Source organism: Mesorhizobium sp. M0601 (assembly GCF_040320845.1).
In the GTDB taxonomy this organism is placed as follows: domain Bacteria; phylum Pseudomonadota; class Alphaproteobacteria; order Rhizobiales; family Rhizobiaceae; genus Mesorhizobium.
Genome location: NZ_JAMYQK010000027.1, coordinates 23,636 through 46,378, shown reverse-complemented (window position 1 = coordinate 46,378; position 22,743 = coordinate 23,636). Strand labels below are relative to the sequence as shown.

The 22,743-nt window shown below is 64.6% G+C and carries 23 protein-coding genes and 1 pseudogene; 11 read left to right on the top strand and 13 right to left on the bottom strand.

Features of this window, described 5'->3' with window-relative positions:
• Positions 1 to 190: 190 nt before the first annotated feature.
• Together NKI41_RS22080 and NKI41_RS22075 are read left to right on the top strand one after the other, a co-directional pair.
• Positions 191 to 388, top strand: a complete 198-nt coding sequence (locus NKI41_RS22080; protein ID WP_352472094.1) for a hypothetical protein — start codon at positions 191 to 193, stop codon at positions 386 to 388.
• A 41-nt stretch (positions 389 to 429) separates the two neighbouring features.
• Positions 430 to 1,041 (top strand): hypothetical protein, encoded by a 612-nt coding sequence (locus NKI41_RS22075; protein WP_352685187.1) that lies wholly within the window; start codon positions 430 to 432, stop codon positions 1,039 to 1,041.
• A 15-nt stretch (positions 1,042 to 1,056) separates the two neighbouring features.
• Here the strand turns inward: NKI41_RS22075 and NKI41_RS22070 are convergent, their stop codons facing one another.
• A complete protein-coding gene (locus NKI41_RS22070; protein ID WP_023675699.1) occupies positions 1,057 to 1,962 on the bottom strand; it encodes a S1C family serine protease in 906 nt (301 codons plus the stop codon).
• 248 nt (positions 1,963 to 2,210) lie between these two features.
• On the opposite strand from NKI41_RS22070, the gene yghU reads away from it, so the two are divergent.
• A complete protein-coding gene (gene yghU, locus NKI41_RS22065) occupies positions 2,211 to 3,098 on the top strand; it encodes a glutathione-dependent disulfide-bond oxidoreductase (protein ID WP_352685185.1) in 888 nt (295 codons plus the stop codon).
• A 219-nt stretch (positions 3,099 to 3,317) separates the two neighbouring features.
• Here the strand turns inward: yghU and NKI41_RS22060 are convergent, their stop codons facing one another.
• A complete protein-coding gene (locus NKI41_RS22060; protein ID WP_352685183.1) occupies positions 3,318 to 3,989 on the bottom strand; it encodes a hypothetical protein in 672 nt (223 codons plus the stop codon).
• A 24-nt stretch (positions 3,990 to 4,013) separates the two neighbouring features.
• Here NKI41_RS22060 and NKI41_RS22055 point away from each other — a divergent pair, with 24 nt between their 5' ends.
• Positions 4,014 to 4,310: a hypothetical protein gene (locus tag NKI41_RS22055; RefSeq protein WP_352685181.1), complete on the top strand. Its 297-nt coding sequence runs from the start codon at positions 4,014 to 4,016 to the stop codon at positions 4,308 to 4,310.
• Between the two features lie 157 nt (positions 4,311 to 4,467).
• Here NKI41_RS22055 and NKI41_RS22050 read toward each other — a convergent pair whose 3' ends face one another.
• Both NKI41_RS22050 and NKI41_RS22045 read right to left on the bottom strand, forming a co-directional pair.
• The gene (locus NKI41_RS22050; RefSeq protein WP_352472098.1) at positions 4,468 to 4,722 is read right to left on the bottom strand and encodes an exopolysaccharide production repressor protein; all 255 of its coding nucleotides are present in this window, start codon (positions 4,720 to 4,722) and stop codon (positions 4,468 to 4,470) included.
• Positions 4,723 to 4,917: 195 nt separating this feature from the next.
• Positions 4,918 to 6,039: a KamA family radical SAM protein gene (locus NKI41_RS22045; RefSeq protein ID WP_502898851.1), complete on the bottom strand. Its 1,122-nt coding sequence runs from the start codon at positions 6,037 to 6,039 to the stop codon at positions 4,918 to 4,920.
• A gap of 491 nt (positions 6,040 to 6,530) precedes the next feature.
• Between NKI41_RS22045 and NKI41_RS22040 the strand changes: the two genes are divergently transcribed.
• Positions 6,531 to 6,962 carry an SAM-dependent methyltransferase gene (locus tag NKI41_RS22040; RefSeq protein ID WP_023675692.1) on the top strand — a complete coding sequence of 144 codons (432 nt, stop codon included), beginning with the start codon at positions 6,531 to 6,533 and terminating at the stop codon, positions 6,960 to 6,962.
• A gap of 61 nt (positions 6,963 to 7,023) precedes the next feature.
• On the opposite strand, the gene NKI41_RS22035 is transcribed toward NKI41_RS22040, so the two are convergent.
• The 3 genes from NKI41_RS22035 to NKI41_RS22025 form a co-directional block, all read right to left on the bottom strand.
• Positions 7,024 to 8,646, bottom strand: coding sequence for an ABC-F family ATP-binding cassette domain-containing protein (locus NKI41_RS22035; RefSeq protein WP_352685177.1), 1,623 nt, complete (start codon positions 8,644 to 8,646; stop codon positions 7,024 to 7,026).
• A gap of 161 nt (positions 8,647 to 8,807) precedes the next feature.
• Positions 8,808 to 9,359, bottom strand: a complete 552-nt coding sequence (locus tag NKI41_RS22030; RefSeq protein ID WP_352685175.1) for an isochorismatase family protein — start codon at positions 9,357 to 9,359, stop codon at positions 8,808 to 8,810.
• A 363-nt stretch (positions 9,360 to 9,722) separates the two neighbouring features.
• Positions 9,723 to 10,094: a WD40 repeat domain-containing protein gene (locus NKI41_RS22025; protein ID WP_352472104.1), complete on the bottom strand. Its 372-nt coding sequence runs from the start codon at positions 10,092 to 10,094 to the stop codon at positions 9,723 to 9,725.
• Positions 10,095 to 10,159: 65 nt separating this feature from the next.
• On the opposite strand from NKI41_RS22025, the gene NKI41_RS22020 reads away from it, so the two are divergent.
• Positions 10,160 to 10,624: a GFA family protein gene (locus tag NKI41_RS22020; protein ID WP_352472105.1), complete on the top strand. Its 465-nt coding sequence runs from the start codon at positions 10,160 to 10,162 to the stop codon at positions 10,622 to 10,624.
• Between the two features lie 39 nt (positions 10,625 to 10,663).
• Here the strand turns inward: NKI41_RS22020 and NKI41_RS22015 are convergent, their stop codons facing one another.
• The 6 genes from NKI41_RS22015 to NKI41_RS21990 all read right to left on the bottom strand — a co-directional run bounded on the left by NKI41_RS22015 (position 10,664) and on the right by NKI41_RS21990 (position 17,304).
• Positions 10,664 to 11,434, bottom strand: coding sequence for an exodeoxyribonuclease III (locus NKI41_RS22015; RefSeq protein ID WP_352685172.1), 771 nt, complete (start codon positions 11,432 to 11,434; stop codon positions 10,664 to 10,666).
• 9 nt (positions 11,435 to 11,443) lie between these two features.
• A complete protein-coding gene (locus NKI41_RS22010) occupies positions 11,444 to 12,088 on the bottom strand; it encodes an alpha/beta hydrolase family protein (RefSeq protein WP_352541160.1) in 645 nt (214 codons plus the stop codon).
• A 181-nt stretch (positions 12,089 to 12,269) separates the two neighbouring features.
• Entirely contained in the window at positions 12,270 to 13,364 is a 1,095-nt protein-coding gene (locus tag NKI41_RS22005; RefSeq protein WP_352685170.1) for a tetratricopeptide repeat protein, read from the bottom strand.
• A complete protein-coding gene (gene ku / locus NKI41_RS22000; protein WP_352472110.1) occupies positions 13,361 to 14,275 on the bottom strand; it encodes a non-homologous end joining protein Ku in 915 nt (304 codons plus the stop codon). Before ku ends, NKI41_RS22005 begins: the two co-directional genes overlap by 4 nt.
• Before the next feature lie 218 nt (positions 14,276 to 14,493).
• A complete protein-coding gene (gene ligD, locus NKI41_RS21995) occupies positions 14,494 to 16,992 on the bottom strand; it encodes a DNA ligase D (RefSeq protein ID WP_352685168.1) in 2,499 nt (832 codons plus the stop codon).
• An 87-nt stretch (positions 16,993 to 17,079) separates the two neighbouring features.
• A complete protein-coding gene (locus NKI41_RS21990) occupies positions 17,080 to 17,304 on the bottom strand; it encodes a hypothetical protein (RefSeq protein ID WP_352472112.1) in 225 nt (74 codons plus the stop codon).
• 317 nt (positions 17,305 to 17,621) lie between these two features.
• Here NKI41_RS21990 and NKI41_RS21985 point away from each other — a divergent pair, with 317 nt between their 5' ends.
• From NKI41_RS21985 to NKI41_RS21965, 5 genes and pseudogenes are all read left to right on the top strand, one after another.
• Positions 17,622 to 18,572 (top strand): substrate-binding domain-containing protein, encoded by a 951-nt coding sequence (locus NKI41_RS21985; protein ID WP_352472200.1) that lies wholly within the window; start codon positions 17,622 to 17,624, stop codon positions 18,570 to 18,572.
• 228 nt (positions 18,573 to 18,800) lie between these two features.
• Positions 18,801 to 20,369, top strand: a complete 1,569-nt coding sequence (locus tag NKI41_RS21980) for a sugar ABC transporter ATP-binding protein (protein WP_352685166.1) — start codon at positions 18,801 to 18,803, stop codon at positions 20,367 to 20,369.
• A complete protein-coding gene (locus NKI41_RS21975) occupies positions 20,366 to 21,382 on the top strand; it encodes an ABC transporter permease (protein ID WP_352685164.1) in 1,017 nt (338 codons plus the stop codon). The genes NKI41_RS21980 and NKI41_RS21975 overlap by 4 nt, the downstream gene beginning before the upstream one ends.
• A 240-nt stretch (positions 21,383 to 21,622) precedes the next feature.
• Positions 21,623 to 21,990 (top strand): annotated as a pseudogene (locus tag NKI41_RS21970) (endonuclease domain-containing protein).
• A gap of 90 nt (positions 21,991 to 22,080) precedes the next feature.
• Positions 22,081 to 22,578: a GNAT family N-acetyltransferase gene (locus NKI41_RS21965; protein WP_352685162.1), complete on the top strand. Its 498-nt coding sequence runs from the start codon at positions 22,081 to 22,083 to the stop codon at positions 22,576 to 22,578.
• Positions 22,579 to 22,743 lie beyond the last annotated feature (165 nt).

Below are 22,743 nucleotides of genomic sequence, written 5' to 3'. Positions count from 1 at the left end.
GCCGTTCACGCCGGAAGCGTCCCTGCCCTGCCGCCTTGTCGAGAGTATCGGCACCGTCAGCCGTGACCTGTCGGGTTCGCCCCTGTGGGGATTCAACGCCTGGTTTTGACAGCCGCGGAATACTCTCGCGGCGCAACAACTCATTTACCTCGACGCTGTACCAGTCCGATGAGCAAAGCCGGGGGGTCGGATGCAGGAACAATTATTGCGCTACGAATGTGTCATGGAGCCGAACGGCCGATGGATGGTGTGGGACATCGTTCACGATCTGCCGGCGCAATTTTCGCAAATCGCGCTGATCGGCCTGAGCCGTCGTGAAGCGGTTTCGCTCTGCCGGCTGCTCAACGAGACGAGCCGTTCCGAGACGCGGCAGAGCCGGGCCTCCTGAGAAGCATGCTCTCAGGCCTGCCCAAGCGCGAGGGGATCTACATGCGATCGACAATATTCGGTCTGGTCCTGCTGCTGCCGGCCGCCGCCCTGGCAGAACCGATCGAGACGCAGAAGATCATCACGGCGGCGACCGGCGACTGGAACGGCGACGGCGCCGCCGATCTGGCGATGATCGTGGAGACCGAGCCCGGCCATCCCATGGACATGTATTTTTTCCTCAAGGATCGCGATGGCGATTTTCTAAAACCTGCCGGGGTCGTGCATGAACAGATTTACGGCGAATGGAAGGATTATGACCGGCCGGGCCCCGCCACATCCGACACCGAGCCCGAACTCACCGCGCTCCCCAACGGTTCGATCAAGCTCTATGTTCCGGCGATGGAGATCGGCAGCGAGCGGACCAACAAGACGCTGACGCTCGCCTGGCGCAACGGCACGTTCGTCGTCGCCGGTTTTGCCTACGATTATTGGGATTACATGGACGACAATGTTGCCGGCGACTGCGACTACAATGTGCTGACCGGCAAGGGCAAAAGCAGCAAGAAGCTGGCGGACGGCAGCACCAGGCAAGCGACCGTATCGGTCGAAGGCAAGGTCATCGCATTTGCGGAATGGACCCCGGGCACTGGCTTCAGCGCTTGCGGAGAGTGAGAGGTTTCGGTTGCCTCACTGCAGCGGCGGCTTCCACAGCAGGCTGTTGCGATCGGCGGACTTGACGCGCAGCCAGGTTTCGCGGCCATCGCGCAGCACCCGGAGCGGGATCTCGGCACCCGCCGGGCCGCTCTTCCAAAGCTTGCGATAAAAATCGGCAAGCCCATCGACCGCCGTGTCGCGGACATCCGAGATGACATCGCCTTGGCGAAGGCCCGCCTGGGCGGCTGGACCGCCCTCGGCGACGCTCATCACCACGACCTTGCCGTCGCTCTCGGCCGAGAAGGCGCCGAGCCACGGCCGCGGCGGCCTGGCGACCTGCCCGCGCGTCAGCAGATCGTCGAGGATGGGCGGCAGAAGATCGATCGGCACCACCATGTTGATGTCGGCGACCTCGCCGTTGCGGCTCATCTGCAGGCGCAGTGAACCGATGCCGAGCAGCCTGCCATCCGCGCCGATGAGGCCGGCGCCGCCCCATGAGGGGTGAGCCGGCGCCGTGAAGATCGCCTCGTCGAGCAGATATTCCCAATAGCCGGCGAATTCCTGCTTGGTGACGATCCGCGCCCGCACGGAGCGGCCGACGCCGTCGGCGAGCACGACGGGATCGCCGATCTTGGCCCTGGACGCATCGCCGAGCGCAATGGCGGGCAGCCCGAGCGGCGCCAGCGCCTGCACCAGGCCGAAGCCCGACTCCTGGTCGTAGGCGAGCGCATGGGCTGGAACCACGCGCCCGTCCTGGTCGGCCAGCCAGACCTCCTCGGCCTCCGTGATGAGATAGCCGATGGTGAGTACCAGCCCGTCGCCGCGGATGACCACGCCACTGCCCTCGCGGCGGGTGCCAAGTGTATTTGCCGTGAAGGCGTCCTCTGGCACGGTGGCGCGGACGGCCACGATGGATCGCAAAAGGGGTTCGATATTCATGCTTTGGTTCCTGGCAATGTTCGCAGCTGATATGGGCTATAGGTATGGCGCAGGTGATCAGGCGCAAGAGGTGGCGCCGGCTTTGGCGTGGACCGGCGCCGCGCCGTTCGCGCCGGGGTTTTGCAACAGCGCCGGCAGCCCTATCTGTACCTACGGCTATCCCAAGCTGCCCTATGCAAAGTTCCTCCGCCATTGCCCACGTTGATATCTGATATCCTCCCAACCCAACCCTTCCAAAGGCCTCCCAAATGAACGACTACGCAACGGACCAATACACGCCGCCAAAAGTCTGGACCTGGAACAAGGCAAATGGCGGCGCTTTCGCCAGCATCAACCGGCCGATCGCCGGCCCGACGCATGACAAGAAACTGCCGGTCGGCAAGCATCCGCTGCAGCTTTATTCGCTGGCGACACCGAACGGCGTCAAGGTGACGATCATGCTGGAGGAACTTCTGGCGCTCGGCCACAGCGGCGCCGAATACGACGCCTGGCTTATCAGGATCAACGACGGCGACCAGTTCGGCAGCGGCTTCGTCGAGGTCAACCCCAACTCGAAGATCCCGGCCATGATGGATCGCAGTGGGAAAAAGCCGGTCCGCATCTTCGAATCCGGCTCGATCCTGCTCTACCTCGCCGAAAAATTCGGCGAATTCCTGCCGACGGAGCAGCCGGCTCGCGCCGAGACGCTGTCATGGCTGTTCTGGCAGATGGGCTCGGCGCCCTATCTCGGTGGCGGCTTCGGCCATTTCTACGCCTATGCGCCGACGAAGATCGAATATGCCATCGACCGCTTCGCCATGGAAACCAAGCGGCAGATGGACGTGCTCGACCGACGCCTCGCCGAAAGCGAGTATTTAGGCGGCAGCGACTATACGATTGCCGACATTGCGGTGTGGCCCTGGTATGGCGGGCTGGCCAAGGGCCGTATGTATGACGATTCCGGCGAGTTCCTGCAGGTGGAGCAGTACAAGAACGTGCAGCGCTGGGCCGACGCCATCGACGCGCGGCCGGCGGTCAAGCGCGGCCGCATGGTCAACCGCACCTTCGGCGAGCCTTCGATGCAGCTGCACGAGCGCCATGACGCCAGCGATTTCGAGACCAGGACACAAGACAAGCTCGCGGCGGCCAAAAGCTAAGCGGACGACTGAAACTGCTGATCTCCCCCCACAATGGGCAGGGCTATTGCAGATGGAAAGCCGAGGCTTTCGCTCTACGATGGACCCCCACCCCTAACCCCTCCCCACAAGGGGGAGGGAGACTTCCGTTGGCGCTGACCTCGGCAAATTGCCTGCCTTTCGGCGCCAAAAGGGGAAGTAAGGGCGCGCGGCAGCATTCCCTCCCCCTTGTGGGGAGGGTTAGGGTGAGGGTCCATCTTCGTAAGAATCCAAATGCGATTGCCCCGCCACAAGGGGGGAGATCGGCAGCTTCGGCCGACTGCTCAAGCTCGCCTTCACCGCCGCCATCCACAGCCGGTCGATGTTGGCCAGGAATTTCTCGTCGAGCTTTTCGAGGTGCTTCCAGTACATGCCGTCCTCGAAGAAATAGCCGAGTTCCTTCTCGATCCTGTCGGCCTCCTCCGCCTGATCGAGCCGCAGGCCGGCAAGCATCTCGGCCTTCATTTCCGAAAGCCGCGAGGAAGAAAGCGCGCCGACTTCATCGAGCGTCAGCCGCGGGAAGACCAGCCGGCTGCGCGGCAGGTCGGATAGGTTGACGCACAGGCAGCCGCGCCGAAGCGCATGGATGAGCAGGCGGGCCGACTTCGCCTCGAGGTTGCGCAGGGTGACGTCGTTGCGCAGCGGATCGGCGCGGCCGACGCCGTAAAAATGCGTGTTGCCGGGCTGGTCGTAAATCATGTCGCAGCCAAGGAATGCCAGCACGTCCGGCTTCTGACTGTGGATCGTCCAGTAGGCCGCCGTCATCGACATGGTGCCCCCGGCATAGACGAAGCCGCCAAAGCTGTTTTGCGCCGGCACGTAATGCGAGGCGCTGAAGATCTGCGCCTGCTGCAGGGGACCGCCTTGCGGCATCCGCTCCGCCGGGAAATCGCCGGCATGGACGAGGAAATCCCAGTCGGCCGCACGCGCCAGGCGTTGTTGATGGCGACGATCTTGCCGAAGGCCTGCTTGGGCCAGGCGGCGCAGCGCACCACATCGGGGGCGCTGCCGATCAGTAAGATCACGTTTGGTGTTCCGTCGATCACCACAACCCTCTCGACCGGCCGAAATGCATCCCGATGCCGCCCGGTTGAACGGCTTTATAGCCTCAACCGCCCATCGAAAACACCAGCCGGATTTAGGCTGGCATCAACAAAAGGGAGCTTGCCGGCCGGTTGTAAAATGTGGCCTTAGGCACAGTCGTACAAGCAGCAGGCAGGTTTTCCCGCTAGCCCAAAAACGACGATATGAGTTGGGCGATATATATTAGTTGGCTAAACTAGCGGAACGTCCAACGCACATTCCCAGAACCGAACATGTCCTGTCTAGACCATGATATCTATATGGGACATTACTGCATAAGCTGAATGCGACCTCGACGGTTCGGCGGCACAGCCCTCAGACGCCGCGGCTTTGCCGCCGCGCCTTTCGCCCCGGATCCGTAGATCAACCGGACGACGAACAGGAAATATCCAACCTGCATGACGATCAAGGTCAAGATCGTCCAGGCCAGCGTCTTCCAGATTGAACCCGTCGCAAAGTAAGTCGAGATCGCCACGATGGACGATGTGGTGGTCAGCCCCACCAGGAACTGTGGAAAGTTCATGACTTTTCTGCGCCGCCCCGAAACTCGCAACAGCCGGGACGAACTCCCCTAACCCATTACCCCGGGCCAACGTTTTCACTATTTTAGCAATTGCGCAAGCACCAAATAGAACAGCAGTTAACGCATGCTTCCGTGATCAAGGGCTGCATGTCAGGTCACCAAGGTGGGCTGGCTTGGACAGCGGCTGCGCGTCCCCTACTCCCCAGCAACCTCCCTATACGCCCTCACCGCCCCATCAAGCGCACGTATTCGCCACGTCTCCGCTTCGCGCGCCTCGAGATAGGACGGGCCGAGCGGGACTTTCCCTCCGCCGTCCGGCAGGTCCAGCACGTAGACGGGATTGCAGATGCCCGACAGGCGCGCACGCAAGGCGCTGACCAGCGCCTGGCCCTCGGCGATCGTGGTGCGCCGGTGCGCCATTCCGCGCACGAGATCGCCGTGGTGCAGGTAATAGGGTTTGACGCCAAGGCGATACATCAGCTCGCGGCACAGCTCTTCCAGCACCTCGACCGTATCGTTCACGCCTTTCAGCAGAACGCTCTGGTTCAGCAGCACGAAGCCGCCCTGCCGCAACGTGCGGCAGGCCCGCTCGGTCGCCTCCGTGATTTCGCGTGGGTGGTTGAAATGGGTGACGACAGTGACCATCAGCCGGCCCTGCAAGGCTTGAATCAACCCGCCGGTGACGCGCGACGGCAGCGCGACGGGTACGCGAGTGTGGATGCGCAACAGCCGCACATGCTGGATCGCCTCGACACGGGCGCGGATTTCCGCCAGCGCCCTGTCCGGCAGCGACAGCGGGTCGCCGCCGGTCAGGATCACCTCGCGGATTTCCGGATGGGCCGCGATATAGGCGAAGGCCGGCTCCAGCGCCTCGCGCGAAAAACCCCGGCCGATCGAGGTCAGCTGCTCCTTGCGAAAGCAGAACCGGCAATAGACCGCGCATTGATAGGTCGGGAACAACAGAACCCGGTCGGCATGTCGATGCGTCAATCTAGGCACGGGACTGAAGGCGTGGTCGGCGATCGGATCGTCGAGTTCGCCCTCCTGCTCTGCCAGTTCGGCGGGCGACGGGATGACCTGAAGCCGTATCGGATCGGCGGGGTCGTTCCAGTCGATCAGGTCGAGATAGGCCTTGGGAATGCGAACCTTGTGGCGCGTGGCCGCGGCTTTGGCCGCCGCCCGCTCGGCTGGCGACAGCGGCAGCGAATCCAGATCACCTACCTGCCGCACGCCCTCGCGAACATCGTCCCGCCATGCGGCATCCGCCTCGCGAGCGCGCCGGTCATCGGCTGCCACGCCGGCCGCATCGACCGCCATGCTGGCGTCGGGGATGTCGGGATGTGAGGTCATCGCAGGCTCCTTGAATTTCGGGCCGGGGTACAGCATTGGAGCCAGGACTTGAAGGCAATAAGCGGTGTTTGGCCGGATTGGAGGGCGCGGCAGGAAGCCACAACCGGCCATGATCAGAACAATCGTCCAACATCGCTGACGCATAACATTAGCTTGCTCTTATATTAGCTTGAGCGTATACACATAAACGGCCGGTGATCTACCCCCCAACCGGTTAGGCTCGGCGCCAGTTCCCTCCCTACCCCTCAGGTCAACGACGCCGGGCCGCTCGGGCCCGCCCGGTCGCCCGCGGTCGAGACCGGATCGTCGACCTCTTCGATGTCGATCATGCCCCCTGCTCAAGCAGCACCCAGCTGAACATGCCAGCTGAACACATCGGCGATGCCCGCGTCTCTCGGCCTTCCCGTCGCCGGCCGCGGTCGCTAGTCTCGGATTGTGAAAAAGCTGGAGAACAGCGTATGGCGAACGACTTGTCGCCAAGGCTTTTGGAGATCGTCAATGCGCTGCCTTTGCGGCAGGGCATGCGAGTGCTGGAGATCGGCTGCGGACCGGGTGCTGCAGCGCGCGAGATCGCGCGCCGGATCGGCGGCGGGCACGTGCTGGCGATCGACCGCTCAGCCAAGGCCATCGCGCAGGCCGGGGCCGCCTCGCGCGCCGAGATTGCGGCAGGCCGGCTGAGCCTTCGCCAGATCGCCATCGAGGATTTCGAGTTGGAGGCCGATGAGAAGCACTTCGACATTGCCGTTGCGGTGCGCGTCGGCGCGCTGGACGGGCGTCATCCCGAAGCAGGAAAAATTGCCCTGCGACGGCTCAAGGCGGCGTTGACCGCGCAAGGCCGGCTGTTCATCGACGGCGGCGATCCGCTGCGCGAAATTGCGATACATGGCTGAGCACCTCGTGCTTGGCCCCCGGAATCGAGCGTCTACGTGACCGTGCGCGGCAGAGCCGGCCTCAGCTCCGCAACCCCGGCGCCTCCTGCCCGGTGCGCTCGACATATTCGGTATAGCCGCCGCCATAGGTGTGGATGCCCTCGGGCGTCAGTTCCAGCACCCGGTTCGACAGCGCCGCCAGGAAATGGCGGTCGTGCGAGACGAACAGCATGGTTCCCTCGTACTGCGACAGTGCCGTGATCAGCATCTCCTTGGTGGCGATGTCGAGGTGGTTGGTCGGCTCGTCCAGCACCAGCAAATTGGGCGGATCGAACAGCATCAGCGCCATCACCAGCCGCGCCTTCTCGCCGCCCGACAGCACGCGGCATTTCTTCTCGATCTCGTCGCCGGAAAAGCCGAAGCAGCCGGCCAGCGCCCTGAGCGGCGCCTGGCCGGCCTGCGGAAACGCATCTTCCAGCGTCTGGAACACGGTGCGCTCGCCCTCCAGCACTTCCATGGCGTGCTGGGCGAAATAGCCCATCTTGACGCTGGGCCCGCGCGCCACCGTGCCATTGTCCGGCTCGGAAGCGCCAGCGACCAGCTTCAGCAGCGTCGACTTGCCGGCGCCGTTGACGCCCATGATGCACCAGCGCTCGCGGCGGCGCACCTGAAAATCCAATCCCTCGTAGATCGAGCGGCCGCCATAGCCCTTGTGCACGTTCTTCAGCGTCACCACGTCCTCGCCGCAGCGCGGCGCCGGCTGGAAGTCGAACGATACCTTCTGGCGGCGCTTGGGCGGCTCGACCCGGTCGATCTTGTCCAGCTTCTTCACCCGGCTCTGTACCTGGGCGGCATGCGAGGCACGCGCCTTGAAGCGCTCGATGAAGGCGATCTCCTTGGCCAGCATCGCCTGCTGGCGCTCGAACTGCGCCTGCTGCTGCCTGTCGGCAATCGCCCGCTGCTGCTGGTAGAATTCGTAGTTGCCGGAGTAAGCGGTCAGCGAACCGCCGTCGATCTCGACCACCTTGTTGACGATGCGGTTCATGAACTCGCGGTCGTGCGAGGTCATCAGCAGCGCGCCGTCATAGTTCTTCAGGAACTGCTCCAGCCAGATCAGGCTTTCCAGGTCGAGATGGTTGCTCGGCTCGTCGAGCAGCATGGCGTCGGGCCGCATCAAAAGGATCCTGGCCAGTGCCACGCGCATTTTCCAGCCGCCGGACAGCTTGCCGACGTCGCCGTCCATCATCTCCTGGCTGAAGCCGAGGCCGTCCAGCACCTCGCGCGCCCGGCCATCCAGCGCGTAGCCGTCGAGCTCCTCGAAGCGGTGCTGCGCCTCGCCGTAGCGGGCGATGATCTCGTCCATCTGGTCGGCCTGGTCAGGGTCGCCCATGGCGTGCTCGAGCTCGCGCATCTCGGCCGCCACTTCGCTGACCGGTCCGGCGCCGTCCATCACTTCGGCCACCGCACTGCGGCCTTCCATGTCGCCGACATCCTGGCTGAAATAGCCGATGGTGACGCCGCGATCGACCGAGACCTGGCCTTCGTCGGGCTGCTCCTCGCCGTTGATCATGCGAAACAGCGTCGTCTTGCCGGCGCCGTTAGGCCCGACCAGCCCGACCTTCTCGCCCTTCTGCAACGCGGCGGAGGCTTCGATGAAGACGATCTGCCTGCCATTCTGCTTGCTGATGCTTTCGAGACGAATCATGGTTTTCCGGGGAAGGCCAAAGGAGAGTTCCTGCGCCAATACGCGATAGACCGCGCCGGCGGAAGCCCGCAGTAGTGAGGCGCCCCGCGCCAAATTGTCTGAACCCGCCAGTCGCTTCCCGGCTGGATCAGGCTTTGACGGCGTAGGGATGAGCCGGCGGATCAGCTATCGGTCAGGGCTTTTGTCGTCGCCAGCTTGACCCCGGCGGCGGCAAATGCCGCATTGTGCCGGGCGATGATCTCCGCGGCGGTCTCGCTGGCCGCGTCGAGCGTGCTGTGGGCGTCGGAAACCACGGTGACGCCCAGGCCCGCTGCAAAGGCGCCCTTCACCGTGGCCGCCACGCAGAAATCGGTCTGCGCGCCGATCAGAACGACCTCGCCGGCGCCCTGGCCGGCCACCCATTCTGCAAGGGCGGCATTGCTGAACGCATCGCTGACACACTTGGCGAAAGTCGGCTCGTCCGCGGCCTGGCCGAGCGCCGGCCACACCGGCCAGCCCGGCTCACCCGGCGCCAGAGGATCGCCCTGTGGCCCGTCATGCCTGATGAAGGCGACTTTGCGCCCGCTGCGCCGTGCCCATTCGATCAGCGCGCGGGTGCGGGCAACGATGCCGTCGGCATCATGGATCGGCGGTTCGGCAACACCGTCGAACATGCCGGTCTGAAGGTCAATCACGATGAGCGGCGCAGCGGCCGCGGGGCTGGTCTCTGACATGGACGCGAGCATAGCGTGGGTGGTAGGCGGGTCAAGTATACGCGCCGAAGCCGACGCTGGAGCTGCTGATCTCCCCCTCGTGGGGCAGGGCTATCGCAGATGGAACGCCGAGGCTTTCGCTCTACGACGTACCCCCACCCCTAACCCCTCCCCACAAGGGGGAGGGAGACTTCCGTTGGCACTGACCTCGGCAAATTGCCTGCCTTTCGGCGCCAAAGGGGAAGTAAGGGCGCGCGGCAGCATTCCTTCCCCCTTGTGGGGAGGGTTAGGGTGGGGGTCCATCTTCGCAAGAATCCAAATGCGATTGCCCAGCGCAACAGTGGGGGTGTCCAAGCCCCGGCGACGAAATTGGATATCCCGCAATCAATCCGGCGCCCCGGCGAAAAGCACCATCCTATCGGCGCCGCCAGCCGGCCAGTCCCTGATGCTGCGGTCGTAGCCGCCGGTCAGCACCGTGCCGCCCGCGGCAAAGGCAACCGCATAGATCGGGCCGGACTGGCTGTCGAACATGGCGAGCTGGTTGCCGGTCTCCATGTCCCACAGCCGCGCCGTGCCGTCGAGCGAGCCTGAGAGCAGCCGCTCGCCGTCGGCTGAGAGCGCCAGGGCGTACACGGTGCCTTCATGGCCGTCGAAACGGCGGACCTCGCGGCCGCTGTCCAGATCCCACAGCTTGATCGTGTAATCGCCGCTGCCGGTGATGACATGGTGCCCGTCGGCGCCAGCAGCCGCAGGCATCGCCGCGTTTGCCGGCAGGCCGGTCGCGCGCTAGATCGCTGGCAGAGGCTAAGGCGAGGCCAGCAATGGACGATTGGAAGCTACCTTGGGACGGCGGTTGCCTGTGCGCCGGAATACGCTTTCGCATCAGCGCCCCGCCCTTGCTGACGATGGCGTGTCACTGCACCGGCTGCCAGAAGCTGAGCGCCAGCGCGTATTCCCTGACCATCGCCGTGCCCAGCGACGGTTTCGCCGTCACCCAGGGCGAGCCGGTGGTCGGCGGCCTGCACGGCCCGCATCGCCAGCTCTATTGCCCGCATTGCAAGAACTGGATGTTCACGCGCCCGCATGGCCTGGACTTTTTCGTCAACATTCGTGCGACCATGCTGGACGAGCACCAATGGTACGTGCCTTTCGTCGAAGTCTTCACGTCGGAAAAGCTGCCCTGGGCTTCGACCGCCGCTAGCCACAGTTTCGCTACGCAGCCCGACCTTGAGGGATACGCACCTCTGATCGAGGCGTTCGCCCGCGAAGCGGCGCGGCCAACTTGACTGGTTGCCGCCCGGAAAGGCGGCGCCAGCCTCCGTGCCTCACTTCAACTCCACCCAGACCGGCGCATGATCGCTGGCGCCGGTCTCGCCGCGCACGTCGCGGTCGATGCCCGCCGCTACCAGCCGGCGCGACAGCTTCTTGCTGAGCAAGATATGGTCGAGGCGCAGGCCGGCATCGCGCGGCCAGCGGTTGCGGCGATAGTCCCAGAATGTGTAGAGCGTCTCGTTCGGGTGCTTCTTGCGCAGCGCGTCAAGCCAGCCTTGGTCGAGCAGCCGCTGGAACGATGCGCGGCTTTCCGGCTGGACCAGCGCGTTGTCGTCATAGGAGCGGGTCGGGTAGATGTCGCGCGGCTCGGGCACGATGTTGTAGTCGCCGGCCAGCACCACCGGCAGTCCGGTGTCGAGCAACTGCGCCGCATGCGCCTCCAGCCTTTCGTGCCAGTTGAGCTTGTACTGGAATTTCGGGCCGGGCTGCGGATTGCCGTTCGGCGCGTAGAGGCAGGCGACGACGATGCCGTTGACCGCCGCTTCGATGTAGCGCGCCTGCTGGTCGCTATCGTCGCCGGGCAGCGCCTCGCGGGTCAGAACGGGTTCTGCGCCACGCGAAAGGATGGCGACGCCGTTCCAGATCGGCTGCCCGACCCAAACCGCGCCGTAGCCGGCCGCCGCCAGCGCAGTGCGCGGAAACTGCGTCTGTCTCGCCTTGAGCTCCTGCAGGCAGGCGATGTCGGGTTTGGCGGCAGCCAGCCATGCGAGCAGGTTCGGCAGCCGGCTGTTGATGTTGTTGACGTTGAAGGTGGCGATCTTCATCGGCCTGCTTCAGCGCACGATGCGTTCGGTCCACGCCTTCACCGCATCAGCGAGCGTCTTCAGATGATCGGCGGTGGAGAAGCCGGAGATGTTTTTGCGCGGCTTCAGATCATGGTCGCCGTCTTCCAGCCAGAAGATCTCGATTGCGTCGGACAGAGCATAGGTCGCGACCTCGTCTTTGGTCCCGAACTCGTCGCGCGTGCCCTGGAAGATCAATGTCGGCGTCTTGAGATCGGCCAGGTGTTTTGTCCGAAGCTGCGTCGGTTTGTCAGGCGGATGGAAGGGATAGCCGAGACAAAGCAGCCCTGAAATCTCGCCCTTCGAAAACATCTCGTCGGCGATCATCGAAGCGACGCGTCCGCCCATCGACTTGCCGCCGATGATCAGCGGACCCTTCACGCCCTTCGCCCGGAGGTCGGCGATCGCCTTGACGTATTCCGGGTTAACCGTCTCGGCGCGCGGCGGCGGCTTGCGGTGGCCGTAGCGGCGAGCCGCCATGTAGTGGAATTCGAAGCGCGCGACGCGGAAGCCGGCTGCGGCCAGCGCCTTGGCGGTGGCGGTCATCGAGGGCGAGTCCATAGGAGCGCCTGCGCCATGGGCGAGCAGGATGATGATGGCGGCGGTGTCGGGGCCGTCGAAGAGGAAGGTTGTCATGGGGACTCCAACGCTGGTGACCCCTTCTCCCCTTGTGGGAGAAGGTGACCGAGCGAAGCTCGGTCGGATGAGGGGTGTTCCAGGGAACGCCGACGCCTCATTTCTTCCAACACCCCTCAACCGTCTCGGCGCTGCGCGCCGATCCACCTTCTCCCACAAGGGGAGAAGGAGGCGCTACCACCTATCCCGCCGACATCCGCGCCAGCTGCAAATCCACGAACTGTATCCCCTTGCCCGCCGTGCGCGCCCATTCGGAATTGGCGTCGAGCTCGAGGTAGCGCACCCAGCGACGCCGCGCCTCGGCGAGATTGCCGGCGTCGAACTCCAGCCTGGCAAGGTTGAACACCGCGTCGGCATAATTGGGATCGAGTGCGATCGCCTTCAGCAAATGGCGGCGCGCCGAGGCTACCCGCCCCTCTTCGCTCATCAGCCCGGCGAGATTGAACCAGGCCTCGACGAAGCCGGGATCGAGCTTTATGGCGCGGGCATAGTCGTGCGCCGCCTCGGCCGCGTGGCCGGCGGCGCGCAGGCAGTTGGCGCGGTTGAAGGCGGCGATGGCATCGCTTGGGTCGATGGCCAGGCAGCGCTGGTAGAGCGCCGCCGCCTGCTCGTGGTCTTCAGCCCCTTCCGCCGCCTCGGCATCGGCGAACAGCTCTTCCAGCGTGTCGTCATCCTGCGTTCCCAGATCGAACAGCAGCTGGCCGTCGAGTTCGCTCTGGCCGCCTTCGAGATAGATCGCATCGGCCCGCCCGTGCTGCGAGCCGACGGCGAGCGACTTGGCGGTGAGCGAGGCGACCGGGCCCGAGCGGTGCACCGAGCGCGCAATCGCCCCCCACGAGGCGCCGCCGGCAACCAGCCCGGCATATTTGCGGGCGAGGATCAGGTCGCGAAAGGAATACGGTTCGCAATCATGCTCGAAGGCATCGAACAGCGACAAAAGGTCGAGATACTCGCCGGTCAGCCGCGACTGGTCGATCAGCGACTGCCGCGACAGCGCCGAAGCCTCCGGCGCTTTCATCAGGCCGAGCAGGCGCAGGAAGCCGTTCTCGCTGACCAGCTTGCGCCCGGCCGCGCGCTCCGCAGCAGCGCGACGCTCGATCTCGCTATCGCCGGCTTTGGCGAGCAACTTGCGGCCCAACACGACATGTGTGGTGCGCCGAGTGACGCCGCGCCGCAACTGGCCGTGCTGGCGCTCGACCTCGCGCGCCGCCAGCCTGAGCGGAAAGGCCGCCAGCGCGCCGACGATGCCGAAGACCGTGCCGGCGAGAGCCGTCACGCCTTGCTCTTGCCGACGGCTTTGAGAAGGTTCGCCTTGAGCGGGTTTTCCTTGACCGCGGCGGCGCCGGCCTTGGCGGATTTCGCCGCGGGCTTGGCCGTTTCATCGGCCTTGCTCTTCGACTTGGCCGGCGGCTTGGCCGATTGCGACAGGCTCGCCTTCAGCGCGTCCATGAGATTGATGACATTGCCGCGCTCCGGGGCCGCCGCGATGATCGGCTTATGGCCCTTCAGCTTCTCGCGGATCATCGCCATCAGCGCGATCTCGTAGCGGTCCTCGTAATTCTTCGGATCGAACGTGGTTTCCTTCTGCTTGATCAGCGCTTCGGCCAATTGCAGCATTTCGGGATCGGGGTTTCCGGCCGGGATATTGCCGAAATACTCAGCCGTGCCACGCACTTCGTTCGGATTCCTCAAGGTGCAGACGAACATGCCGTTCTCGCGCGCGCCGATCGTCACCACGCGCTCGCGGCTGGACAGCACCAGGCGGGCGATCGCCAGCTTGCCGGATTTGCGCATCGCTTCGCGCAACACGGCAAAGGTCTCCTCGGCCATTGCGCCGTCCGGCGCCAGGTAATAGGGCGCGTCCTGATAGATGACGTCGACCGAATGCTCGTCGACAAAAGCCTCGATGTTCATCGTATGGTTGGATTCGATGCGCACCGCATCGAGATCGGAGTCCTCGATGATGATGTACTGCTTGTCCTCGTATTCGTAGCCCTTGACCAGGTCCGAACGCTCGACCAGCCCGAGCTCGGGGTCGACCGGCTTCATGTTGATGCGGTTGTGCGTCTTCTTGTGCAGCTGGTTGAAGCTGATGCGCTCGCTGGCGCTCGTCGCCGGATAGAGCCGGACCGGACAGCTGACCAGACTGAGCTTGAGGTAACCTTTCCAACTTGCCCTGGGCGCCATGAAATACTCCTACGCGGCCTTGTGCTGTCGAACTGTTCGCAGCGTTCATTCGTCCGGAGGACGAATGCGGCTGCCGAAATCCTACATTGCCCTTACAATACCGGCAAATCCCTAGCGAAATCTTCCTCCGCCGGAGCCCCTGCAGGTAAGAGGTCCGTGGCGAAGAATAATTCAAATTTTCCGGAGCGTCGATGGAGTCTGGGGCCGCGCCCGCGGGACTATCTCGCAGTGCCCATCACCGGCAAATCCCGGGCGAAATCTTCCATGTCGGCCCAAGGGTCGCCTGACGTCGCCAGCAGGCCCGGCAGTGACGAATAATTCAGATCCTGCGGGGCATCGATGGTCGCCAGGTCGCTCCAGCTCACCGGTGTCGAGGCCGGCAAATTGGTGCGGGCGCGCAGCGAATAGGGAGCCGCCGAGGTGTGGCCGCGCGCATTGCGGTGATAATCGATGAAGATGCGCCGCTTGCGGTTATCCTTGCCCATGGTGGTGGTGAAAGTGTCGGGCGCGGTGGCGGCAAGATGCGTCGAGATGGCGCTGGTCGCCTGGTGCAATTTCTTCCAGTTCTGCTTTTGCGTCACCGGTACTGATATGTGGATGCCGTGGCCGCCGGACGTCTTGGCGAACGGCACCAGCCCTAGCGCTTCCAGCTCGCCCTTAATGTGCACCGCCGCCTCAACCACCTCGCGCCAGGCGATCCCCTCGCCCGGGTCGAGGTCGAAAACGACCAGGTCCGGCTTGTCGAGCCGCGTGCGATGGGTGCCCCAGGTGTGGAACTCGACGACACCGAACTGCGCCAGGGCCAGATAGCCCTTGGCGTCTTCCACCGAGAGATAGGATTTGGTCTCGCCCTCCGAATTGGTCGCTTCGAAAGTCGCCACGGATGACGGCATGCCGGTGAAGGCGTGGCGCTGGAAGAAACAGTCCTGCGGCCTGCCGGTCGGGCAGCGCACCAGCGACACCGGCCGGCCGAGAATGTGCGGCAGCATGAAATCGCCGACCAGCGCATAATAGACGGCAATGTCGAGCTTGGTCGGGCCGGTCTTGCCGAACAGCCGTCGCGTCGGGTTGGTCACCCAGATGGTGGCGAGGTCGGCCTCGGCGATCAGCCGCTTGCGCTTGGCCGAAACCGGCGTTGACAGGCCGACGTCGCGCAGGCCGCGGAACACGGCATGGCGCAGCGCATTGTCGGTGGTCCGGTTGGCGTAGTGGATGTGCGCCGAAAGCAGCGGCCGCACCCATTTCATCTCGCGCATGATTTCGCGCGGAACGCCTTCCGGCGCGGACGCCCCGGCGCGCAACGGCTCCAGCCGCGCCAGCAACTCGCCGGCGGTGGCGGCGTCGAAGCCGGTGCCGACCTTGCCGCGATAGTGCAATTCGCCATCCTCGAATTCGCCGAGGCCGAGTGCGGCCAGCCCCTCGGCCGCATCGGAGACTGTGTAGCCGGCGATGACGAAGTCGCCGGTCTGAAGCGCCTTGGTCTTGGTCCAGGTCTTGGTACGGCCGCTCTGGTAGATTGCCGTGGCGCGCTTGGAGACGACACCCTCGAGCCCCATCTCGGACGCCTGGTCATAAAGTGCCTGGCCGTCTCCTTCGACATGATCGCTGAGCTGGATGGCCGAATTGGCGCCGAGACCGGACAGCAATTGAGAAAGCAGCGCCTTGCGCCGGCGGAGCGGCGCTTGTCTCAGGTCCCGGCCGTCGAGATACAGAAGATCGAAGGCGTAGAAGTGGAGTTTGTTGCCGGCGCCTTCGGCCAGCGCATTCTGCAAAAGGGCAAAGCGGCTGATGCCCTTGGCGTCGAGCGCGACGACCTCGCCGTCGATGATCGCCTCGCGGCACGGCAGCCTGGCGAAGGCAAGCGGCAGGTCGCCATAGCGCTTCGTCCAGTCGAGGCCGGCGCGGGTGATCAGCCTGACTGCGCCGTTAGCGAGATGCGCCATGGTGCGGTAGCCATCGAATTTGATCTCGTGCAGCCAGACTTCGCCCGTTCGGGCCGCTGGGTCATCGCCGCCCGGCGGTTTCGAAACCTGCGTCGCCAGTTGCGGCTCGATGCGGGTGGGCAGCGGCGCCTTGACGGCGCCCGGCAAAGCACCTGGCTTCAGCACCACCGGCCTGGCAGGCTTGGCGGCAGGCTTCGGCGTTGCCACCAGCTCCTCGATGCGGCGTCCGGATTTGACGCTTTCCGGGCGGGCTTCCAGTATGTCGAGCTTGGCGTCGGCGGCGAGATCGCGCTCCTTGAACAGCAGCCAGTTCTTCTTGCCCTCATCCTCGCCGGGCTTCGGTTTCAGCCGCGTCAGCATCCAGCCGCCATTCAGCTTTTCGCCGGCGAGCCGGAACTTGAAGGAGCCGGTGCGCAGGCTCTTCTCGACGTCGTCCATCGGCGCCCAGATGCCGGTGTCCCAGACGATCATCGGCCCGCCGCCATATTCGCCTTCGGGAATGACACCTTCGAAGTCGATATACTCGAGCGGATGGTCCTCGGTCTCGACCGCCAGCCGTTTGTCGGCGGGGTTGAGCGACGGGCCGCGCGGCACCGCCCAGCTCTTCAGCACGTCGCCGACCTGCAGGCGAAGGTCGTAGTGGTCGGCGGTGGCGTGGTGCTTGTGAACGACGAAGCGGTTGCCTTCCCCGGCAACCAGCCCGCCGGCGGGTTCCGGCGTCCTCGTGAACTCGCGCTTGGCGCGATAGGCCTTGAGCTTTGGCGGGGCGGTCACGGCCACATGCTCTTGCGCAAAAACAACGGCTTGATGCGCATGTCTTGAATCATTTTGTCAGCATGCGGCAGGTCGGCGTCATGCCGCTCAATCGTCGGTGGCCGGCGTCAATTCGAGCTCGGCCGGCGACAGGCCCTGCTGCAGCTGGCTGAGCCGGAATTCGTCGACCCAATAGGCCTCGCCGTTGACCAGCACCCGCGCGCTGTAGCTGCCGGCCGAAAAACGCTGCGCGGTGATGTACACCTTGTGACGGTCGAGCGCGTTCCGCACCGCGGCGCGCTTGGATTTCTGACTGGCGACGGAACTGGCCATGCTGGTTACTCACGCACAAGCCGCAAGGCGGCGTGCCTTAAGGATGGCCGAGAGCGTGTCGGCTGTCAATTTGGCGGTCGCTGCGAGCCGCGCGCGGTAGCGCGTTCTTGCGCAAAGCTCCGGCCTTGGCTAGCATCCGCCGGCAGGCACCGAGCGGAGGAGAACGTCGCGGTGGACCGGCTGGAGCGCCGTTGCGTCCCTTCAAACACGAGTTGGGCGCTCGAAGGACACTCCATTTTTGAATCGACGCAAGGAACCTTCCGGAAAACCCATTCCGGTTTCGGGGTCGTGCGCTCATCTGGGAGGAGACTAAATTGATCAACAGACGTGAATTCCTGCTGTCGACCGCGGCGATGGGCGCTTTGGCGCTGGCCGCTCCGCAACTGGCTTTTGCCCAGGACAAGCTGACCATCCTGGGTTCGGTGCCGAGCCTCGGCTTTCCGTTCTTCGTGCACATGCTGAACCAAATCAAGGCGGAAGCCCAGGCGCAGGGCGTCAACCTGGTCGAAAGCGACGGCCAGAATTCGGCGCCCAAGCAGACCGCCGATATCGAAGCGGCGCTCGTGCAGAAGGTCAACGCCATCGTCATCTCGCCGCTCGACGTCAATGCGCTGGCCCCAGCCATCGAGGAAGCGGTCAAGGCCGGCGTTCCCGTCGTCACCATCGACCGCCGTGTCGAAGGCGTCGAGGGCATCCTTGCCCATGTCGGCGCCGACAACGTCAAGGGCGGCGAGGCCGAAGCGAAGGCCATGGTGGCGGCATTCCCGAACGGCGCCAAGATCTTCCATCTGCAGGGCCAGCCCGGTGCCGGCCCGGCGATCGACCGCAACAAGGGTGTGCACAACGTCCTCGATCCGATGAAGGACAAGTACCAGATCATCTTCGAGCAGACCGCCAACTTCGCCCGCGCCGAGGCGCTGTCCGTCACCGAGGCCGGCCTTGCCGCCAACGGCAAGCCCGACGCGATCATCTGCGCCAATGACGACATGGCGCTTGGCGCGGTTGAAGCCTGCGCGGCGCGCAACTTCACCGACGTCAAGATCTACGGCTTCGACGCGCTTCCCGAAGCGCTGGTCGCCGTGCGCGACGGCAAGCTGGCCGGAACGGTCGAGCAATTCCCCGGCGAACAATCGCGCACCGCGGTGCAGATCGCGGTCGCTTACGCCAGGGACAAGACCGAGCCGAAGGAAAAGCTGGTGCTTTTGACGCCGATCGTCATCGGCAAGGACAATCTCGACAAGGCGGAGAGGCTGGGCGAGACGAAGTAAGGTTGCACAAAGGGCGCGCAGCGGAAAAAGTAGCATTCTGTCGCGCCCCCCTCTGCCCTGCCGGGCATCTCCCCCACTTGGGGGGAGATCGGAAGCTTCGCCGATGGCGCCTTTTCTGCAACGCAGGAAGATTGGCGAAAGACATCCAATCTCCCCCTCGTGGGGGAGATGTCCGGTAGGACAGAGGGGGGCGCTGACCCGCCGACAATCGCAATCCAGGAGCAAACTTTGCCCAAGGCAGCCGCCATCGCGCCCTCTCCCGCCCTGCTCACCGTCGAGGGCGTGACCAAGCGCTTTGCCGGCGTCACCGCGCTGAACGACGTTTCGCTCGAAGTCCGCCCCGGCGAGATTCTCGGCCTGCTCGGCGAGAACGGAGCCGGCAAATCGACGCTGCTCAAGATCCTGTCCGGCGTGATGCCGCCGTCCAGCGGCCGCATCGTCTTCGATGGGGTCGAATTCAGCCCGCACAATCCGCAGGATGCCAAGCGCCACGGCATCGTAACAATCTACCAGGAACTGAGCCTGATCCCGACGCTGACGGTAGCGGAGAATATCTTCATCGGTCGCGCGCCGCTCGGCCGGTTCGGGCTGGTCAGCTGGCGAAAGATGGTGGAAGACTCACGCGCGATCATCGCTCGCGTCGGCCTCGACCTCGACCCGGCGACGCCGGTGTCGGCGCTGTCGGTGGCCGAGCAGCAGCTGGTCGAGATCGCCCGCGCGCTGTCGCTGAAGAGCCGCTTGATCATCATGGACGAGCCGACCTCGGCGCTGACCGAAACCGAAGTGCACAGGCTGATGTCGATCATGGACCGGCTGCGCAAGGATGGCGTCGCCATCATGTTCGTCACCCACCGGCTGGAGGAGGCCTCGGCGATCTGCGACCGCATGACGGTGCTGCGCGACGGCAGGCTGGCCGGCCATCTCGACCGCGAAGGCGGGCCGATCAAACTGCCGAAGATCATCGAGAAGATGGTCGGCCGCGCCGCTTCCGAGCTCTATGCCAGGCCGACGCAGCGCGACGTCGCCGGCGACGTCCGGCTCTCGGTGCGCGGCCTGCGCACGGTGCGCGATCCGCAGGCGCCGCACGCCATCGTGCTCGAAGGCGTCGATCTCGACCTCAAGGCGGGCGAAATCCTCGGCGTCGCCGGGCTCGTCGGCTCCGGCCGCACCGAGCTCGCCCGCGCCATCTTCGGCGCCGACCGCATTGCCGCCGGCACCATCAGGCTCGACGGCAAGCCGATCGCGCCCGCCTCACCCGCCGACGCCATCGAGCTCGGCATCGGCCTGGTGCCGGAGGACCGCAAGCACCAGGCAATCTTCGCAGCACTCGCCATCCTCACCAATTTCTCGATCGCCGCGCTCGACCGCTACTCCAGTGTCGGCTTCATGGCCGAGCGGCGCGAACGCGAGGCGCTGGCGAACTACAGGAAGATGCTGTCGATCCGCATGGCTTCGCCCGAGCAGGCGATCGAGGGACTGTCCGGCGGCAACCAGCAGAAGGTGATCCTTGCCCGCTGGCTGGCGCGCGATCCCAAGGTGCTGATCGTCGATGAACCGACGCGCGGCGTCGATGTCGGCGCCAAGGCGGAAGTGCACCAGATCCTGGTGGAGCTCGCCGCGCGCGGCATCGCCATCATGATGATCTCGTCCGAGCTGCCCGAAGTGCTTGCGGTGTCGGACAGGATCGTCACCATGCGGCGCGGGCGCATCACCGGCGAGATGCCCGGTATCGAGGCGACCGAGGAGAAATTGATGGAACTGATGGCGCTCGACCAGAAGCAGGAAGCAACGCAATGACCAGCACGACCGAACGGAGCCAGCGCGGCGGCGTCAATATTGCGCGCCTGCTGATGAGCTTCGGCCCGCTGATGTTCCTGGGGTTGCTGATCGTCGTCTTCACCGTGCTGAAGCCGAGCTTCATCGACCCGATCAACCTGTTCAACATCATGCGCCAGATCTCGATCACCGGCCTGATCGCGCTCGGCATGACCTTCGTCATCCTCACCGCCGGCATCGACCTGTCGGTCGGCTCGCTGCTCGCCTTCTGCGGCATGGTCGCGGCGGTGGTGGCCAAGGGCGGCACCGCCAACACGCTGTCGCTGTCGACGTCGGGCACGCAGGGCTATGGCTGGTTCGCCGCCCTTCTCGCCGCCGTCGTCGTCGGCGCCGTGGCCGGCGGCGTCCAGGGCTTTGCCATCACCAGGCTGAAAGTGCCGCCCTTCGTCGTCACGCTTGGCGGCCTCACCGTGTTTCGCGGCCTGACCTTGACGATTTCCAATGGCGGCCCGATCTCCGGCTTCGACGCCTCGATGCGCTGGTTCGGTACCGGCCTGATCGGCCCGGTTCCGGTGCCGGCGATCATCTTCGCGATTGCCGCGATCCTTTGCCATATCGTGCTGCGCTACACACGTTACGGCCGCGCGGTCTATGCCGTCGGCGGCAATGCCGAGGCGGCACGACTCTCCGGCCTGCGTGTCGACCGCATCCTGATCTCGGTCTACATCATCGTCGGCTTCTTCGCCGGCCTTGCCGCCTTCGTTTTGTCGGCGCGGCTCAACTCCTCCGAAGCCGTCGCCGGCATCGGCTACGAGCTGACAGTGATCTCGGCTGTCGTCATCGGCGGCACCTCGCTGTTCGGCGGCATCGGCAGCGTCGGCGGCACGGTGGTCGGTGCAGGGCTGATCGGCGTGCTGCAGAACGGGCTGCAGTTCAACAATGTCTCGTCCTACACGCAAAGCATTGTCATCGGCCTGATCCTCATCCTCGCCGTGGCCTTCGACCGCTGGCTGAAATCGCGGGTAAGGCGGTGATACAGGTGCCATGCCTATCCAGGTCGGCGGGCAGCACCCCCCTCTGTCCTGCCGGACATCTCCCCCTCAAGGGGGGAGATTGGACGTCGCTCCAGCTTTCGCCAATCTCTAAAGAAGGGAGAATTTTCGGCGAAGCTGCCAATCTCCCCCCTTGAGGGGGAGATGTCCGGCAGGACAGAGGGGGGTGTTCAAGCGCAGCACAGAGAAGATGGGCAAGATTCGCGCTGAGGAATAGAAGTAGTGAATCACTATCCCGTACCTCCCCGTAACCGCGGCAATGCGCGCAAGATGCGCAAGGCCATGACGGATGCCGAGCTGAAGCTCTGGAATGAGGTCAGGGCGCATCGACTCATGGGGCTGGCATTTCGGCGGCAGATGCCAATTGCAGGCCATATTGTCGATTTTGCCTGCCCGGACAAAAAGCTGATTGTCGAACTGGATGGCTCCCAGATGCCCGGGCCGATGCCTCAATATCGGACGCTACCAGAAGCGCACGGCTTGAAGCGCTGGGCTGGACTATCCTGCGGTTCTGGAACGACGACGTCATTCGCGATATCGACAATGTCTGCCAGCACATAGTCATGGTGGCCGGCGCGGATGTGCGCTGAACTCAGCCGTGCAGGGCCGGCGGGACAGCACCTCTCTGTCTTGCCGGACATCTCCGCTCAAAAGGGGCAGGTTTCTGAGGCGAGGTGCCAATGACCCAAATAAGAACCATGACCGAACAGGACGTTCCGGCGGTGTCGCGGCTGTTTGGAGGGTCCTGGCGACACACCTATTCGCCAATCCTGGGTGCCGAGACGACGGCACGGCTGTCGGATGACAAGCATGCGCCGGAGCGGCTAACGGAAGAGCTTGGGGACGACAGCAAGATGTCGTTCGTGGCCGAAAGGCCGGACGGCTCGCTCGCCGGTTATGCGATGGCAGCGATGGACGACAAGGGCGAGGTCATGCTCGAGCGGCTCCATATAGACAAAAGCGAGTACGGCACCGGCCTTGCCGCCGACCTGCTGCATGCCGTTCTTGCCGCGCATGCGGGTATTCCCAGCATCGCCCTGGAAGTCACCGAGGGCAACGACCGCGCAATCGCCTTCTATCGCAAGCACGGCTTCGAGGTCGTCGAGCGCCGGCCGGCTGCACACGGGGTGGGCGGCCATGCCTCGCTGATCATGCGCCGGCTGCTACCGATGGCTTAGTAGGCGAAAGCGGCTGAGCGCGTAATCTCCCCCCTCGAGGGGGAGATGGCCGGCAGGCCAGAGGCGCCAGCTTTCTCTTTCGTCCAACATGGCGTCGCGCCAGGACGTACCGACCCCCTCTGTCGCCTTCGGCGACATCTCCCCCTCAAGGGGGGAGATTGGCGA